Below are 17707 nucleotides of genomic sequence, written 5' to 3'. Positions count from 1 at the left end.
ACCCCGATCCACCTTCCCATTAGAATTCAACGGCAACTCATCAAGAACAACAAAACCACCCGGCACCATATGCACCGGAAGAAGACCCGCGAGGTAGTCCCGGAGCGCCTCGGTGGTCGGCTGGACAGCGCTCGACCGCTGCGGAACCACGTAGGCCACCAGACGACGGTCACCGTCCTTCTCCTGCACGACCACCAGCGCCCGGGCAACGTTCTCATGCCGTTCCAGCGCGGATTCGATCTCGCCGGGCTCGATGCGGAAGCCGCGGATCTTCACCTGACTGTCGGCACGCCCCACGAACTCCAGAACACCGTCCACACCCCACCGCGCCAGATCACCCGTGCGATACATCCGCGCACCCGGCACCCCAGCGAACGGATCCGCCACGAACCGCTCCGCGGTCGCGGCGGATCGCCCAAGGTAGCCACGGGCGAGCACGTCGCCGCCGACGTACACCTCGCCCCTCATCCCGATGCCCGCCGGTTGCATCCGCTCGTCGAGCACGTACACCTGTGGACCGGCCAGTGGACGGCCGACTGGCACCTGCTCAGGCCAGCCGGCCGGGTCACCCGTCAGGATCTGCGTGGTCACGATGTGGGCTTCGGACGGTCCGTACTGGTTCTCGAAGCGGACCCCGGCCAGGGCTGCGGCGAACCGGCGGGTGTCCGCGCTGATGCGCAGCACATCTCCCGCGGCGTAGACGTGACGCAGCGACAGCGGTAGAGGACTCTGCACCCAGGCCAGGATCACCTGGTCGAGCAGGGCCGGAGGCGCGTGCAGCGTGTCGATCTCATGCCGTTCCAGCAACTCGAGCAGCAGGTAGGGATCCTGTCGGATCTCCTCACGCGCGATGGTGAGCGTACCTCCGCTCAGCAGCGTCACGAATATCTCCTGGAAGCACACGTCGAAGCCAACCGACGCGAGATAAAGGCCGCGGCGCGGGCGCGTGTCGTGGGCCAGGTGCCAGGCGATCAGGTTGTCCAGGGTCCGGGCAGTCACGCTGATGCCCTTCGGCTCGCCGGTCGAGCCAGACGTGAATATGACGTACATCAGGTTGGTCGGCCTGCGACGTCGTGGCGGGGCGGTCGGGGACCGCAGGGCGATGGCTGCCGCGTCCGTGTCGACGCACATGCTCGTCCTGCCCAGATCGGGGATGCGGTCACGCATCGCAGAGTCGGTGACGATCAGGGCAGGGTCGGCGCTTCGCATGACGTACTGCAGGCGAGCGGGCGGGAGCTTGGGATCCAGCGGCAAGTAGACGCCACCCGCCTTGAAGATGGCGAGCAGCGCGACGACGCTCTGGAAACCACGATCGACACACAGTCCGACCACGACCTCCGGGCCCACACCGGCCGCCACGAGGTGGTTCGCGAGCCGATTGATCAGAATGTCCAGCTCGCGGTACGTCATCTGCTGGCCGTCGCTGAGCAGCGCGACGGCGTCCGGGCTCGACGCGACCCGCTGCTCGAAGGCCGTCATCAGGTCGGCCGCCGGCTCGACAGGGACGTCGTCGACGTTGAACCCGCGCAGGACCAGATCGCTCTCGCCCGGGGACAACCATCCCGCCTGCGACACCGCCTGGTCAGGCTGACCGGCGAGCGCCGCCAGCAACGTCGTGTACCGCTCCGCCATCCGCTCCGCCGTGCTCCGGTGGAACAGATCGGTGCTGTAGACGACCACGCCGTACATGTCCGCGCCGCGATCCTCGATCTTGACTTCGAGGTCGAAGGGCGTGTTCGCGGCATCGGAGCCGACGGGGCTGACCCGCAGCCCCGGAAGGGCCGGGCTCTCCACCGGCCGGCCGCCGTCGAACCACACCTGGAACAGCGGATTCCGGCTGGTGTCCCGCTCCGGCGCCACCTCCCGGACCAGTCGCTCGAACGGTAGTTCCTGATTGGAGTACGCGCTGAGCGCCACCTCGCGCACGTGCGCGAGCAGCTGTCTGAAGGTGGGGTCGCCGGACCAACGCACCCGGATCGGCACGGAGTTGACAAAGAACCCCATCAGCTCCTCGAGGTCGGCGCGGTCGCGCCCCGCCATGCCCGAGCCCGTCACGACGTCGGTGCGCCCTGAGTAACGGGCCAGGAAGACGTCAAACGCTGCCAGCAGCACCATGTAGACGCTTGCCGCGCCCTCCTCTGCGATGGCGCGCAGCCTCTCGGTCACGGCCGGCGGCACCACGAAGTCCACCGAGCCGCCCCGACCACTCAGCGTCCGGGGTCGCGGGAGGTCCGAAGGCAGATCGACGTACGGCGGCGCGCCGTCGAGCGTGTCACGCCAGAAGGCGAGCTGCTGCCCGATCTGCTCCTCCGTGACCGCGGCCTGCTCCCACTGCGCGTACTGCGGGTACTGCAGTGGCAACGGGGGAAGGCCACCTCGACGTGTACGGGCCGCTTCGTACGCGGCGGCGAGGTCACGCCAGAAGACGCCCAGTGACCAGCCGTCCACCACGATGTGGTGCAGGACGAGGACGAAGTAGTGGACATCGTCGTCCACCCGCACCAGGCGCGCCCGCATGAGCGGACCGGTCGAGAGGTCGAAGGGCCGGAGCGCATCGTCGGCGACCATCGCGAGGACCTCCGCCGTGGGATCGGCGCCTGTCCCCGGCAGCTGGACCACAGGGAGCGGGATCGACGTCACGGGACCGGTGCTCTGCCGGGGTTCACCCTCGACCTCGTGGAAACGGACCCGAAGAGCGCCATGCCGCTCCCAAACCTGCTGCAACGCGTGCTGCAGCGCGACCGGATCCAGGGGCCCGTCGATCCGCCACACATGGTCGGCGTGGTAACTCGAAGAGTCCGGGACCATCTGCCCGAGGAACCAGAGCCGGCGTTGGGCGAACGACAGGGGTGCGTCTCCGCCAGGTGATAATGCCGGCCACCGAAACGTGTCCGAAGGCGACGTCGAGCCGCCCCCGCTCAGACGCTGCCGGACGAGTGCGAGTTGTTGCGGCGAAAGCGAACTCACTGGTTGCCCCCATAGGTGCGACAGCGCCGAGAGCCCTATCTGGCCTGCCGCGACGTTATAGTTCTGAATCCGGCGCGGTACCGAGGAGGAGCGCGCAAATGCCCCAGGCGAATGTGCTGCACGCACTGCTCGCAATCATGCTCACCCGGAAACCCCGCCCCACTAGGTGTTCTGAAAGTGCTCAGCTGGACCGGGCGTCCGTCGCGGAGACGATGTACACGGAGGTGCGCCGCCTGGGCGCTGGGCACTGGTGACCTCTCATCCTCCGTTGAGCAGCACTCCGAGGCAGTAGGAACCCGGCTCGGCGGAGCGGGTGACGAAGTGGTGGACCGTGCCGGCGGGAATGAAGAAGGCCGCGGGAGAGGTCAGGGTGTAGTGCTTGTCGTCGGCGACGACGTCGATGACCGCACCGCCGGGTGTGGGCGACATGAGCAGGTAGATCTCGGGCACCTCGTGGGTGTGCGGCGCGGCGACCGGCTTACCGACCTTGTCACTGATTTCTCCACCGGCCACCTCGACCGGCAGCCCTCCGAACATGTCGGCCGTCAGGTAGAAGGGTGTCGGCGCGTGATGACCTGGGATCTGGCGGAACAACGGAAGGTCTTCGCGGGCAGCCGGAGCAGCCGACCCGGGTGACGGGGAGACGATCTTGTCCATGTTGTCCTCCGACTTGGGATTGACGAGTGCGCCGCCTGGGCTCATGCCGGCGTCAACCGGAATATGAAGCTGAATGCAGGCAGATCGATCAGCCGCTCGTCGGCGCGCTTCCAACCGCTCTCCTCGATGGCAGAGTGCCATTCCTCGAGCGTCGGCAGATACTGGTCCATGACGGCGTGCACCGTCTCGAACCCGAGAGTGAACATTGGCAGGTCGGTGCCGTGCACGTCGGTCGAGCGGCAGGTGTCGCCGAGCACGAGGTTGCGCACGTTGGGAAAGACCTGGCGGATCCGGCGCAGTGTGTTGATGCAATTCTCCCGCGGCCAGAAGTCGTGGCCCATCAGAAAGCACGTCACGAGGTCGACACCACGGTATTCCGGACGAGGCGCCATGGTCAGCACGTCATCCTCGACCAGCGTGATGCGGTGGCCCAACTGAGCGTCGGCGACGGCTTCCTTCGACACGGCAAGCGCGCCCTGGGCCACGTCGATGCCCACGGCCCGGACGGACGGCCATTGTTGGGCCAACATGATGATCCGGTCCGCACTACCGCACCCCAGGTCGGCGACCGTGGTGAAGGACATCCCGTCCAGCAGCTCACGCAGGGGCGGGTCGAAGAACGTGCGGGCGATGCTGCGGCAGGCGACGCTGATCGCCCGCGAGTCGCGGTTCATGCCCCGATCGGCGCGTTCGCTGTTGAGCGTGAGACGGGTCAGATCGGTGAACAACTCGCCGCAGCCGCGGGTCAACCAGTAGAAGAACCCTCTGTTCTTGAACGCGTCCTCGAAGCCGGGCCCGCGGCTGGCCGTCTTCCGAAGCGGGTCCAGGACGACGATCTCGCGGCTCGCGAGTGCGGTGAGGATCGCGCGCACCGCACCAAGATGCACGTCTCGGCCCGCCGCGAACCGGTGTACGTCCAGGGCGTCCTTCTCGGCGAGTTCCTCGAGCAGCCCGATGTCCCACGCTGCGCTCAGGGCAGCAGCGGCGACCGCGCCGTTGAAGGTATCGGCGCAATAGCGTTCGTCGCGGGACAGGTGCAGTGGCCCGACGGTCATGCGGAACCTCTTCCTCTCAGCGCGGCACGGCTGGGAGCCGCATGGGGATACCGCTCGGGCACCGGCGAGGCGGCCAGCCGCAGGATCTCCAGCAGCGTGCCGGTGAAGTTCTGCTTGCGGTCCATCAGTTCAGGTGTCTGCAAGGTCGGTGGCTCCTCATGCAGACTCGGAGCGAACAGGGGATAGAGACCATTGACACTGATTTCCAGGACGATTGCGTGCACCCTGCGGGCCAGTTGCACCACAACCTCGCCATACGACAGATTGGCGCGGCTGGTCAGGAAGATCCCGTCGTAGAGCCACAACAGGGTCTCGCGGTGCATCCGCCATCGCCCGCCCGGAGGCTTGGGATTCTGCAGCAGCGAGACTCCGGACGGCACGACCTTCTCTGTGATCCCCTCGTGAACCTGTTCATTGATCTCGCACTCGCGGCGGAGCGCATCTGCCTCGATACTGCCGCCGAGACTGATCTTTCCCCGGACGAGCGGCCTGATGGGTGCGTAGTCCCTGGCCCACGCTCCGCTGAGATTGATGTGCTGGCGTGCCATGGGCGCCCGGATGACGCGCTCGTAGATTTCCCGAGGCGGAGAGCTGGCATAGAGCAGCATGAGGGTGTACCCGCGGACGAGCGCACACGCCTGCGCGGCCAGCGCCGGGGCGTGGGGCTCCGAATCCTCGGCGTCGTCGAGGATAGCGGCCAGCAGTTGCCAGAGCAGGAACGTCGTTTGGTGTCCGGTGATCCACCGGAACCAGAACAGTCGGTCGATCTCGGCGGCGTCGGGCGGTGGCAGTTCGTGCCTCGTTGACGGGGGCAGGGTACTCAGGCTCTCGTGGCAGGCCATGATGGCTTCCCGGTCGACCTCTGACGTACGCGGTAGCCAACTGGTGGGCAGGGCGAGCGGCTCCAGGCCGTAGATGTGGCCGCCGTACTCCCACTCCGACTGCTGCGGCAGCCTCGTGACCAGGGCGGGTGCATCAAGCATTACCATCGACGCCGCCCGGCATGTAGGTGAACTCGTACTCCAGGCCGTTGACGTCGAACGCGTAGAAGCTCTGCATGCCCTGGCCGTCGATGTCGATTTCGCTCGCCGGCTCCCTACGGGCGAACACGAAGCGATCGGACTCGTAGAGCGCGAACCAGCGCTGGCGCCAGCGCCGCAGTTCCTCGGCCGTCTCCACCCGCAGGCAGACGTGCTGGAACTGATTGACGTCCGCCGCGGGCGGCCCGTCGGCACCGCCGTCACGAGCGAAGAGGTGCAGCCGTACGTCGCCCGCCACCATCTCGACGAGGCGAGACAGACCCGGCAGCCGGCGATGGCTGAGCGCGGAGAAACCACCATTCATTTCCCACGAGACGGTGCAGCCCAGGAATTCCTGGTACCAGGCGATTGCGTTCGGCAGATCGGTCGTCTGAACGCCGATGTGGTGGATGTTGCCGGTGAGCGGCGAGGGCGGTTCGGCGAAACGATTCGTCCGTGCACTTTCCGATGTACCCGAGATCAAGGCCGTCTCCCTTCTTTCGGAGCCCTTGTCGCCGTCGTGGCGCCAGCTCACCGGCTGACGGCGTAGGCCTGGCACTTGCGGGGACTCGCGCCGGCGAACACGAACCCGCTCGTGGCGTCCCGGCCGCTGGCGCAGACCTTGCCCAGAGACCTCTCGGCGACGAGTTGGACATCGTGGTTGCGGCGCAGCAGTTCGTCGACAACCTCGGTGTCACAGTTCCGCTCGACGGTCAGACGCCGGGGGTGGGACTCACGGGGGGTGAATGAGGCGGGGACGGCGTCGCTGTGGAAGGCGAGCGACTCCGTCGCGCTCTGGCTGTCGAGCCCGAAATCGATGACGCCGAGCAGGAACAGCAGGGTCCACTGGTCCTGGCGGTCGCCGCCCGGTGTGCCGAAGGACAGCACGGACCCGTCGTCCTTCACGACGACTGTGGGGCTCAACGTGGTCCGGGGACGCCGCCCAGGAGCGACGCCGTTGGGGTGTCCGTCGACCAGCCACATGGTCTGTCCACGGGTGCCCAGCGGGAAGCCCAACTCCCCGATCACGGGCGAGCTCTTCAGCCACCCGCCACTGGGTGTCGCCGCCACGGTGTTGCCGGCCCGGTCGGTGACCGTCACGGTGCAGGTGTCCCCACGGGCGGCCGTCCTCGGCAGGATGGTCGGCAGACCGTTGCCAAGTTGGTTGATCCAGTCTTCCGCCCCGGGCTGGAGGTCTGGCTTTCCGGGCGTCGGCATCCAGGGATCGCGACCGTCCGGCGCCCCTGGGCGCAGGGTCTCGGCTGCCTCCTTGGTGACCAGTTCGCGACGGGCACGGTTGTAGTCGGCGCTGAGCAGCGTCTGCAGCGGGACGTCGGATTGCAGGGGGTCTCCGTACCATGCCTCCCGATCAGCGAACGCCAGCTTCGCGCACTCGACGACGGTGTGGAGGTACTCGGCGCTGCCCAGCCCCATGGCGGCGAGATCGAAGCCTTCGAGGAGCGCCAACTGCTGCAGGAAGACCGGTCCCTGCGACCAGGGTCCGGGCTTGTGGACGAGATGCCCCCGATAGACCACACCGGGTGCCTCTTCGACCGTCGGCTGCCAGTTTGCGAGGTCCTGTCCCGTGAGGAAGCTTCGATGACGCCTTCCCGTCGCGTCGATGGCCTCGGTACGGTTGGTGAAGGCGTCGATGGCCTCTGCCACGAAGCCCCGGTAGAAGGCGTCCTGCGCAGCCTGGATCTGGGCCTCGCGGGACGTGGACGCCGCCTCCGCGAGATCGACGATGCGGCGATACGTCTGCGCAAGAGTGGGATTACGGAACCGTGTCCCTGGCCCAGGAGCTTTGCCACCGGGCAGGTAGATGCTCGCCGACCCCGTCCACTCACTGGCGAACAGCGGGGCCAGCGCGGCGATCGCGTCCGCGGTCTCGGGCAGCAGCGGAAATCCTCGTTCCGCGTAGTCGATGCCGTACGAAAGCACCTCGCGCAGGCGCATCGTGCCGAACTCAGCCAGGAGCCGCATCCACCCACCGAACGCTCCCGGCACGGTGGCAGGCAGCAGCCCCGAGCCGGGGATCTGTCCAAGCCCCAACTCCCGGAACCGATCCAGCGTGGCCGCACCAGGCATCGGGCCCTGTCCGCAGACCGCGGCGGTCTTCCCGGTCGCCGACGAGTACAGCACGACGGAAAGATCACCTCCCGGGCCGTTGTAATGAGGCTCCACCACCTGAAGCACGAATCCCGCGGCCACCGCCGCGTCGAAGGCGTTGCCACCGCGCTCGAGGACGGCCATTCCCACAGCCGACGCCGCAGGATGCGTCGAGGAGACCGCTCCTAGATCACCTTTCAATTCCGGTCGGGACGGAAACAAGCTGTCACCACCATCTGTCGTCACCGGGAAGGCCGCCGGCCGATACCGCTTGCGACTGCCGGCCGGCCGGTTCTTGTCAGGAGCCCCACCACAGGCCTTGCGCGGATCTGCACCGGGGGCACGGACAGCATATGACGTCACTCGATTTCAGTCCGCCCACGCTTTCTGCTGCGTCGCTTCTCGCGGAAACCGCGTCTCGCCGGCGAGACATTGACCGTCGCTCCCGGAGCGCATCGGCCCGCCCAGCCAGCCAGGACTCGATGCGCTGCTACACTTCCGCGCTGCGCAAGAGTTTCGAATCCGCGCCGATCGACTGCACCCGATTGCGGAACCAACGTGCCTAGGATCTGCGGGAGGCAAATCATCGACGGCGACAAGGAAGCATCACCATGACCGATAATCCACTGCAGATCGTAGAGTTCCGCGAAGCGGAGCAACTACGGGCGTGGCAAGACTTTCACCTGTCGAAGATGCCCGAGCTGATCAGTTCGATGCACTTGTGTCAGGCGGTTTTCGCCATGCTGGACAGCGGCCTTCTGCAAAGGCTCCGCAACGGTCAGCACCGAACGGAGGACGGTCTCCTCGACGACCTCGACGAGCGGATGGGACCGGGGTTTCTGCAGTATCTGACCATCCGGGGAGTCCTGGAACAACGCGACGGCGGAGTCCACCTGACGCGTTGGGGGGAACTGCTGACCTCCGACGTGTCGTTGGCACGGCTCGGCATCTACGTCGGAGCGTACGGCCCGGTCACCAGCAGGATGAGCGACCTGTTGACGGGCCGGGTGCGTTACGGCGAAGACGTCAACCGCAACGGCGGTCCGTTGGGGGCGCACTGCGCCACCCTGTTCTCGATCTTCCACACGCCCGTGGTGCTCAGGGCGATGCAGGGTCGGGACGTGACGTGCGTGCTGGACGTCGGCTGTGGCGGCGGTCAACTTCTCGTCGATGCGTGCCTGCGCGACAAGAGCCTCAGGGGGGTGGGGCTGGACATCTCGCCCGAGGCGGTGGAGGTGGCTCGTGACCTGGCCCGCCGAGAGGGTGTCGACGACCGGGTGGAGTTCATGGTGGCCGACGGCTTCGCGCCGGAGACCTGGCCCGAGGCGGCGTTCAAGGCCGACGGGCTGTGCGCGGTCAGCGCGCTGCACGAGCACTTCCGCGACGGCGAGCAGGCGGTCGTCGACATCCTCGACACATACGCGAGGGTGCTGCCGGAACAGAAGATCTTGCTGGTGGGCGAGCCAGAAATGCTGTATGTGGACAACGAGAACCACGACGACTTCTTCCTCGTGCATCTGTTGTCGGGACAAGGGCTCCCACGGGACAGGTCGGCATGGCTCGCGGTCTTCGAGAAGACGGCGCTGGAGTGCCGTCTCATCTACACCAGGCCGGGCGCCGGGCCCCGGATCTGCTTCTATGATCTCGCGCCGCGCCGGTGTTAGTTCAGGCGTCGGTCACGGCCGGACGGCAGGCACCTGCGGGGAGTCAGGCCGGGCCCGGCCGGTCTCGTTAGACCGACCGGGCCCAGCTGTTCGTCGATGGACTCACGCCCTGCTGGTCATGCTGTGGAGGCACTGGACAACGACCCCTGCACCGCGCGGTCGAGTACCCTCGCCATCCAGTCGGACAAGCTGCAGTTGTGCCGGGCTGCTTCAGCCTCCCACCGTTCCATTCGCTCCGGGCTTATCTGCAGCTGCAGCCGCACCTTCGCGACGTCCGGCTCGTTGCTGTCGGCCACGCTGGCCCGCACCTGCTTACGTAGTTCGTTGCGCGACCAGTTCATCCGTAGCGCGAAATCGAGCCAGTGCTCTTGTTCGTCAACCGGAAGCGCAGCGACCTCCATGTGGTGCTGAAAGGTCAGTCTGGCCCTCCGGCGCGAAGGCTCGAAGCGTCGCGCGACCCAGGCGTAGTTGCGCAGGGTCTGGTAGTCGAGCAGGGTCTCGGCCATTGCCCGCTTGTAGCGGTCGCGGTATCGCTCCTGGCCGAACACCAGCCAGTCGCCGATCCACCAGGACGACGAGTCCGCCAACCGGAGAATCTGATTGCCGATCTCACACCACGTCGGCAGCGGAAGGGTCTCAGGCAGGTCCAGCCGGGTTGGTTCGACCGACGCGGCGAGGTCGAGATAGTTCGGTAGCGAGTTTCCGGACTCCGGCCTGCGACGTGTCTCAGCGGGTTGGCTCGCAGCGGCTGCCGGGTGGCGTCCCCCGGCCGACACCGCCCCACCCGGGCCCGTCCCGTACTGCGGCTCACCGCGTCTCCCCGTCATCAGCTTCACCAGTCTCCATTTCTGCGGAAAACGAGGGCGGAGACCGAAGGTCGGCCAAAGCACCGACCAGACCGTGGCCGAAGGCAGGAGGAGGTGGTCGGTCAAGTGACAGGGCAGGCTCGGACGATCGGCGATGGTGGCCCGACGATCGGCCGATGGCGGCCCGACGTCGGCCGGCCATCGACGCTGACAGGCGCTGGACCGAGCGCTGGACCGAATCGTCCCAGGCAGAACGAACCCCCGTACGTGACATCCGCCTTCGCCCCCGGCGCGGGGATCTCCACCCGCCACCAAGGATTGCCCGACAAACGTAACAGTGAATGTCGGCTTGGAACGCGCTCCGTCACATGCCACACATCGTTTAACATCTTTTTCTCGGTGAAGCAGGTAGATATCGCGTATGGGCGATAAGAGTGCTTCGCGGCGACAGCGCGTACGTCGCCACGTTCGTGCGGACAGGAGAGGAATGAGCGACGACGCGGCTCCGACCAGCAAGGGGTGGCTACTCGACCGGCTCGAGGAACGAGTCCTGGCGTCGGGTGACTCGGTTGCGCTCGCCCACGGCGACGACACCATGACCTACACCCAGCTCGACACCCACGCCAACAAACTCGCCCACCACCTCCGAAACCACGGCATCGGCCCCGAAACCGTCGTCGGCGTAACGCTGCACCACGGCTTCCCCGCCGTCATCAGCCTGCTCGCCGTCCTCAAAGCCGGCGGCATCTACCTACCCCTCGACACCCGCCACCCCACCGACCGACTCACCTACATGACCACCAACGCCGACACCCGCCTCATCCTCACCGACCACAAAACCACCCTGCCCCCACTCCCCACACCCGTCATCACCTACGACGACACCCCCGACACCACACCAACCCCACCCCCCAAACCCCGCACCACCCCCGACAGCGCCAGCTACATCGTCTACACCTCCGGATCCACCGGAAAACCCAAAGGCATCACCGCCACCCTGCGAACACTTCTGCCTGCGGTGCGCTGGCTCCTGTCCCGTGACGGCGCCGCAGCGCGGTGCGTTCAGCTCGCGTCAATCGGGTTCGACGTCTCCCTGCTCGAGATACTCGGCACGTTGCTCTCCGGTGGCGTCCTCGTCCTCATCGACGACGAGCACCGGCAGGACCCGGAGAAGCTCCTCCAACTTCTCGCAGAGCAGCGGGTCGAGCGCCTCTACACCTCGCCGGCCCAGCTGCACCACATAGCGCTCGCCTGGACCGAGCGAAAGCAGCCGCTGTTCCTCTCCGAGGTACTCGTTTCCGGTGACGTCGTGCACATCTCCGACCCGATTTGTCAAATGCTCTCGAGCATCCCCGGAGTGGTTCTGGAGAATCAGTACGGTCCCTCCGAGACCCACCACGCCACCGCCAACCGCCTCACCACACCCCCCACCCAATGGCCCACCAACCCCACCATCGGAACACCCATCCCCGACACCCACATCTACCTACTCGACCACCACCTCAACCCCACACCCATCGGCGCCACCGGCGAAATCTACATCGCCGGAAAAGGCCTCACCCGCGGCTACACCAACCAACCAACCCTCACCGCACAACGATTCATCGCCGACCCCCACACCGGCAACGGCCAACGCATGTACCGCACCGGCGACATCGCCCGCCACACCACCAACGGACAACTCCAATTCCTCGGCCGCGCCGACAACCAAATCAAAATCCGCGGCCACCGCGTCGAACCCGCAGAAATCGAAACCACCATCGCCCAACACCCACACATCAACGACGTCGCCGTCATCGCCCACACCACACCCACCGGACCACAACTCACCGCCTACATCGTCACCACCCCCCACACCACCATCACCAACGACGACCTCCGCAACACCCTCAAAAACAAACTCCCCGACTACATGCACCCCACCACCACCATCACCATCCCCCACCTCCCCCTCAACACCAACGGCAAACTCGACACCACCGCACTACCCAAACCCACACCCACCCGCCCCACACTCACCACCACCTACACCGCCCCCCGCAACACCCAAGAAAACCTCATCACCGCCATCTGGACCGACATCCTCGGCATCACCGGAATCGGCATCGACGACAACTTCTTCACCCTCGGCGGCCACTCCCTACTCGCCACCCAGGTCATCTCCAGAACCCGCACCACATTCCAAACCAAAACCCCCGTACGAACAATCTTCGAAAACCCCACCATCCGCACACTCGCCAAAGCCATCGAAAAAGAAGCCCCTACCCGGAAGCAAGCGCTGCCCCCCGGTGACCGCAGCCGGCTCTCCTTCGCCCAACAGCGGCTCTGGTTTCTCGACCAACTGCTGCCGGGCGTTCCGCTCTACAACGTCGACACCGTCTGGCGCCTGACAGGAGCGTTGTCGCACACCCACTTCAAGCAGGCGTTCGTCGAAGTCGTCGCGCGCCACGAGACGCTGCGGAGCAGGTTCCACGATGACGGGGGACAGCCGCGGCAGATCATCGACACGAGCACTTCGGTGGAACTGTCGATCGAGGATCTGAGCGGGCTGGCCCCGGCAGAGGCCGAAGCTCGGGGACGGCAGATAGCCAGCGAGAGTGCCGTTCGCCCATTCGACCTGGCAGGCGGGCCGCTCCTGCGCGCGCAGTTGGTCCGACTCAACGATCACGAGCACCTCCTGGTGCTCGTGTTCCACCATGCCGTGATCGACGGCTGGTCCATGGTGATCTTCTGGCGGGAACTGACGCTGCTGTACGACGCGTTGTCGGCCGGCCGCGTGGCCGAACTGCCGCCGTTGCGGGTCGGCTATGCCGAATACACAGCCTGGCAGAGATTGTGGCTCGACAGCGACGATGCCGCCGCGGACCTGGCGTACTGGCGGCGGACGCTTCAGGATGCCCCCCGGACGACCGAGCTTCCGGCTGACCACCCCCGGCCGGCAATGCTCAGTGGCGCCGGCCGGCTCGTACGGTTCGACCTGCCCGCTCAGACGGCTGACGCACTGCGCCACCTTGGGGTGACCCAGGGGGCCACCACCTTCATGGTGCTGCTGACGGCCTTCACCATGCTCCTGTCGCGCTACACGGGAACCAGCGATCTGGTCACCGGCGTGCCGAGCGCGGGGCGCGCCCTGACCGAGTTCGAAGATCTGGTGGGCTTCTTCGTGAATCCGTTGCCGGTGCGGCTGCGCTGGTCGGGCGATCCCACCTTCACCGAACTACTCGGCACCACCCGCGAGGCCATGCTCGACGCGGTCGCCCATCAGAACATGCCGTTCGACCGTCTGGTCGAAGAACTGGTCGACGGTCGGGACCTCAGCCGCAACCCCCTCTTCCAAGTTTGGTTCGACGTCGACAGCTCCCCCGAAGTCGCGCAACCGAAGGACCTGGGCGTCGCACTGGTGCCGCTCGACACCGGTAACACCCGATTCGATCTGGAGATGCGGCTCGAGGACCGGCCGGACAGACTCACCGGCACGTTGTGCTACAGCACCGACATCTTCGCCGACGAGACAGCAGAGCGCCTCGTGCGACATTTCCAGCACGTACTGGCGAACGTCGCCGCCGCCCCTGAGGAACGCCTGTCGCGCCTGTCCCGACCTGACGAGCATCAGCAACGCCTGGTCCTGGACGTCTGGAGCCGTTGCACCACCCCGGGGACGACGGCCATCGACGACGTGATGGCGAAGTATCAGCAACGGGTCGTGGCGTCGGGTGACTCGGTTGCGCTCGCCCACGGCGACGACACCATGACCTACACCCAGCTCGACACCCACGCCAACCAACTCGCCCACCACCTCCGAAACCACGGCATCGGCCCCGAAACCGTCGTCGGCGTCACGCTGCACCACGGCTTCCCCGCCGTCATCAGCCTGCTCGCCGTCCTCAAAGCCGGCGGCATCTACCTACCCCTCGACACCCGCCACCCCACCGACCGACTCACCTACATGACCACCAACGCCGACACCCGCCTCATCCTCACCGACCACAAAACCACCCTGCCCCCACTCCCCACACCCGTCATCACCTACGACGACACCCCCGACACCACACCAACCCCACCCCCCAAACCCCGCACCACCCCCGACAGCGCCAGCTACATCGTCTACACCTCCGGATCCACCGGAAAACCCAAAGGCATCACCGCCACCCTGCGGACACTCGCGAGCTTCACCGCCCCCCGGGTCACCCTCTCGCCCGGGCCGTCGTGCGTCCAACTCGCCTCGATCGGGTTCGACGTATATCTGCAGGAGGTGTTCGGTACGTTGCTGTCCGGTGGCGTCATCGTCCTCGCCGACGACGAACACCGGCAGGACCCGGCACACCTGATCCGGCTCATGGCACAGCAGCGGGTCCAGCGGCTCTTCCTCTCGCCCTCCCTGTTGCACCAGGTGGCGCTCACCTGGGCCGAAGAGAAACCGCAACTCGCGCTCGCCGAAATAATCGTCGGCGGTGAGAAACTCACGCTGACGCCCGAGATCCGAACGTTCGTCGAGGCGCATCCGGGGATTGTCCTCGAGAATCAGTACGGTCCCTCCGAGACCCACCACGCCACCGCCAACCGCCTCACCACACCCCCCACCCAATGGCCCACCAACCCCACCATCGGAACACCCATCCCCGACACCCACATCTACCTACTCGACCACCACCTCAACCCCACACCCATCGGCGCCACCGGCGAAATCTACATCGCCGGAAAAGGCCTCACCCGCGGCTACACCAACCAACCAACCCTCACCGCACAACGATTCATCGCCGACCCCCACACCGGCAACGGCCAACGCATGTACCGCACCGGCGACATCGCCCGCCACACCACCAACGGACAACTCCAATTCCTCGGCCGCGCCGACAACCAAATCAAAATCCGCGGCCACCGCGTCGAACCCGCAGAAATCGAAACAACCATCGCCCAACACCCACACATCAACGACGTCGCCGTCATCGCCCACACCACACCCACCGGACCACAACTCACCGCCTACATCGTCACCACCCCCCACACCACCATCACCAACGACGACCTCCGCAACACCCTCAAGAACAAACTCCCCGACTACATGCACCCCACCACCACCATCACCATCCCCCACCTCCCCCTCAACACCAACGGCAAACTCGACACCACCGCACTACCCAAACCCACACCCACCCGCCCCACACTCACCACCACCTACACCGCCCCCCGCAACACCCAAGAAAACCTCATCACCGCCATCTGGACCGACATCCTCGGCATCACCGGAATCGGCATCGACGACAACTTCTTCACCCTCGGCGGCCACTCCCTACTCGCCACCCAGGTCATCTCCAGAACCCGCACCACATTCCAAACCAAAACCCCCGTACGAACAATCTTCGAAAACCCCACCATCCGCACACTCGCCAAAGCCATCGAGCAGGAGGTGATCGCCGAGGTGGCGGCCCTTACTATCGACGAGATCCACCCGGCAAATACCAATGGCGACGGCACGGACCATCAGCAGAGGAGAAGTGATGGAGCGTAAGGTCATTTCGACCGGCACCCGATTCGAGAAGATCTTCGGATACGCCCGCGCCGTACGCGTCGGCCCGTTCATCTCCGTCGCCGGCACGACCGCCATGGGACCCGACGGACCTGTGGGTGGCCCTGACGTCGCGGAGCAGGCCCGTGAGGTGCTGCACCGCATCCGGGCCGCGCTCGAGGAGGCTGGCGCCTCCCTCCAGGACGTCGTGCGCACGCGCGTCTTCGTCGCCGACGTCTCGGAGTGGGAGAGAGTCGGCGAGGTCCACTCCGAGTTCTTCGCCGAGATCCTGCCGGCGAGCACCATCGTCGAGGCGAAGCTGGCCGACCCGCGCCTACTGATCGAGATAGAGGCGGACGCGGTGACGACCGACTGATCGCCTCCCTCCGCGTACGTCGTCGGCGAACCGGTGGGACCGCCCTCCCGTGCAGCCCCACCGGTTTCCGGCGCCCTGAGAACGGTGGTAGCGCCACCACTCCCCACCAGGACGGACCCGCTACCCGTACGGGTCAGGCACGACCGGACGGACGGCGGCTCCTGGAAGGGGTTCCATCCAGCGCCGGTGCTCGGCGGGAGGCCGGAACCGGGCCTTGCGTCGCGTCAGGCACCGGCACCCGGTGGTGGAGCTGATGCCGGACGAGCCGGAGGCGCGTCCAGGTGCCGCCATGCTGGGCCGACCGCCGGATAGGCGCTGATCAGCAGGTAGAGCGCGGCAGCCAGCACAAGGGTAGGGGTCAGGCCGAGGTGCGACACCAACAGACCCGCGCCGAACGCGCCCAGTGGTACGGCGGTGACGACGGCGGACATGATCGTCCCCGAGACACGGCCGCGGAGCTCGGGTGGTACACGGGAAAACTGCGCCGAGGTCAGCAGCGGATTGACCGGTCCGGCCGCCACACCCGCAACAGCCATCACCGCGACCAGCGCCGGGACGCTGGGAACGAACGCCAGGACGACGAACTTCGGCGCGCCCGACACTACTAATGCGGTGGCCAACACCGTGCGCCGGGGCAGCCGGTGGCCGAAGACACCGAACGACACGGCACCGACGAGCGCCCCCGCGCCGAACGCTGCGATCGACAGTCCGAGTGCGAGAGGGTCGTCGAGTACCTGCTCCGCGACGGTCGGCAGCAGCACGGCGAACAGCGCGTTGTCGACCATGTTGGCGACCATGAACAACACGAGCAGTCCGGGAAGCAGCGAGTCGGCACGAATGAATGCCAGTCCCTCGTGGATGTCGGCCAGGTAGCGACGACGACCGGCAGACCTCGGTGCGACGGGTAGTGCGCGGCGGGCGATCAGCCCCACCAGCAGAGCTGACACCAGGAAGCTGGCCGCGTCGACGACCAGGACGCCGACGGCCCCGACTGCGAGGATCAGTGCGCCGCCGAGAAGACCGCCCGCGAGCTGCGCGACGCGGATTACCGTCTCGTGCGCGCTCATCACCCGCTCCAAGCGGACGGCCGCCTGCGTGGCGAGTCCGGGCAACAGCGCCCGGCGGGCGGTCGTGCCCGGGACGTCCAGCAGCGATCCGACGAAGGTGAGCACGAGCATCCACCCGAAGGAGAGCTGGTCCACTTGGTGGAGAAGTGGTATCGCTGCGACCGTCAGTCCGCTCGCCACGTCCGCAGCGACACTGCTGCGGACGAACCCGAACCGGTCGACCAACGCGCCGCCGAGGACGCCCCCCAGCACGACGGGAAGGAAGTAGGCCACGCCGGTCAGGCCTGCCCGGGCCGGGTCTCCGGTGGTCTCCAGGACGAACCAAGGGATCGCGATCATGGCCAGGCGGTTGCCGGTGATCGAGATCGCCTCGGCCGCCAGCACGAGACCCAGCCCACGCCGTGCCGCGGAGGTGGCGACGGACGAGGGCATCGGGCCCGTTGTCGGGCCGGCAGAAGGCGAGGTCATTGGCTCCGGAAGA

Annotated in this window: 11 protein-coding genes; 3 read left to right on the top strand and 8 right to left on the bottom strand. The window is 66.5% G+C overall.

What is annotated here, in order from left to right; translation table 11 throughout:
- The 6 genes from ACGFIR_RS31165 to ACGFIR_RS31140 all read right to left on the bottom strand — a co-directional run.
- Positions 1–2967, bottom strand: a 2967-nt coding sequence (locus tag ACGFIR_RS31165; protein WP_393148926.1) for an amino acid adenylation domain-containing protein, incomplete at its 3' end; no start/stop codon positions are given.
- Between the two features lie 258 nt (positions 2968–3225).
- A complete protein-coding gene (locus ACGFIR_RS31160; protein WP_393148924.1) occupies positions 3226–3669 on the bottom strand; it encodes a cupin domain-containing protein in 444 nt (147 codons plus the stop codon).
- Positions 3666–4679 carry a class I SAM-dependent methyltransferase gene (locus tag ACGFIR_RS31155; RefSeq protein ID WP_393148922.1) on the bottom strand — a complete coding sequence of 338 codons (1014 nt, stop codon included), beginning with the start codon at positions 4677–4679 and terminating at the stop codon, positions 3666–3668. Before ACGFIR_RS31155 ends, ACGFIR_RS31160 begins: the two co-directional genes overlap by 4 nt.
- Entirely contained in the window at positions 4676–5662 is a 987-nt protein-coding gene (locus ACGFIR_RS31150; RefSeq protein ID WP_393008841.1) for a hypothetical protein, read from the bottom strand. Before ACGFIR_RS31150 ends, ACGFIR_RS31155 begins: the two co-directional genes overlap by 4 nt.
- Positions 5655–6233, bottom strand: coding sequence for a VOC family protein (locus tag ACGFIR_RS31145; RefSeq protein WP_393008843.1), 579 nt, complete (start codon positions 6231–6233; stop codon positions 5655–5657). Before ACGFIR_RS31145 ends, ACGFIR_RS31150 begins: the two co-directional genes overlap by 8 nt.
- Positions 6230–7951: a gamma-glutamyltransferase family protein gene (locus ACGFIR_RS31140; RefSeq protein ID WP_393008845.1), complete on the bottom strand. Its 1722-nt coding sequence runs from the start codon at positions 7949–7951 to the stop codon at positions 6230–6232. Before ACGFIR_RS31140 ends, ACGFIR_RS31145 begins: the two co-directional genes overlap by 4 nt.
- A gap of 467 nt (positions 7952–8418) precedes the next feature.
- Here ACGFIR_RS31140 and ACGFIR_RS31135 point away from each other — a divergent pair, with 467 nt between their 5' ends.
- Positions 8419–9471, top strand: coding sequence for an SAM-dependent methyltransferase (locus tag ACGFIR_RS31135; RefSeq protein WP_393008847.1), 1053 nt, complete (start codon positions 8419–8421; stop codon positions 9469–9471).
- Positions 9472–9587: 116 nt separating this feature from the next.
- Here ACGFIR_RS31135 and ACGFIR_RS31130 read toward each other — a convergent pair whose 3' ends face one another.
- Entirely contained in the window at positions 9588–10298 is a 711-nt protein-coding gene (locus ACGFIR_RS31130; protein ID WP_393008851.1) for an LmbU family transcriptional regulator, read from the bottom strand.
- Between the two features lie 466 nt (positions 10299–10764).
- Between ACGFIR_RS31130 and ACGFIR_RS31125 the strand changes: the two genes are divergently transcribed.
- Positions 10765–15786, top strand: coding sequence for an amino acid adenylation domain-containing protein (locus ACGFIR_RS31125; protein WP_393148920.1), 5022 nt, complete (start codon positions 10765–10767; stop codon positions 15784–15786).
- Entirely contained in the window at positions 15776–16159 is a 384-nt protein-coding gene (locus tag ACGFIR_RS31120; protein WP_393008701.1) for a RidA family protein, read from the top strand. The genes ACGFIR_RS31125 and ACGFIR_RS31120 overlap by 11 nt, the downstream gene beginning before the upstream one ends.
- A gap of 224 nt (positions 16160–16383) precedes the next feature.
- Here ACGFIR_RS31120 and ACGFIR_RS31115 read toward each other — a convergent pair whose 3' ends face one another.
- The gene (locus ACGFIR_RS31115; RefSeq protein WP_393148918.1) at positions 16384–17610 is read right to left on the bottom strand and encodes an MFS transporter; all 1227 of its coding nucleotides are present in this window, start codon (positions 17608–17610) and stop codon (positions 16384–16386) included.
- Between the last annotated feature and the right edge of the window lie 97 nt (positions 17611–17707).

This window comes from Micromonospora sp. NPDC049051 (assembly GCF_043197575.1).
Lineage (GTDB): Bacteria > Actinomycetota > Actinomycetes > Mycobacteriales > Micromonosporaceae > Micromonospora.
This window is presented reverse-complemented; position numbering and strand designations above follow the sequence as displayed.

Excerpts from the sequence above, each read along its gene's own strand:
- ACGFIR_RS31140 (WP_393008845.1), bottom strand. The coding sequence starts at position 7,951 with ATGGCCGTCCTCGAGCGCGGTGGCAACGCCTTCGACGCGGCGGTGGCC.
- ACGFIR_RS31130 (WP_393008851.1), bottom strand. The coding sequence starts at position 10,298 with ATGACGGGGAGACGCGGTGAGCCGCAGTACGGGACGGGCCCGGGTGGG.
- ACGFIR_RS31155 (WP_393148922.1), bottom strand. The coding sequence starts at position 4,679 with ATGACCGTCGGGCCACTGCACCTGTCCCGCGACGAACGCTATTGCGCC.
- ACGFIR_RS31125 (WP_393148920.1), top strand. The coding sequence starts at position 10,765 with ATGAGCGACGACGCGGCTCCGACCAGCAAGGGGTGGCTACTCGACCGG.
- ACGFIR_RS31150 (WP_393008841.1), bottom strand. The coding sequence starts at position 5,662 with ATGCTTGATGCACCCGCCCTGGTCACGAGGCTGCCGCAGCAGTCGGAG.
- ACGFIR_RS31160 (WP_393148924.1), bottom strand. The coding sequence starts at position 3,669 with ATGAGCCCAGGCGGCGCACTCGTCAATCCCAAGTCGGAGGACAACATG.
- ACGFIR_RS31120 (WP_393008701.1), top strand. The coding sequence starts at position 15,776 with ATGGAGCGTAAGGTCATTTCGACCGGCACCCGATTCGAGAAGATCTTC.
- ACGFIR_RS31135 (WP_393008847.1), top strand. The coding sequence starts at position 8,419 with ATGACCGATAATCCACTGCAGATCGTAGAGTTCCGCGAAGCGGAGCAA.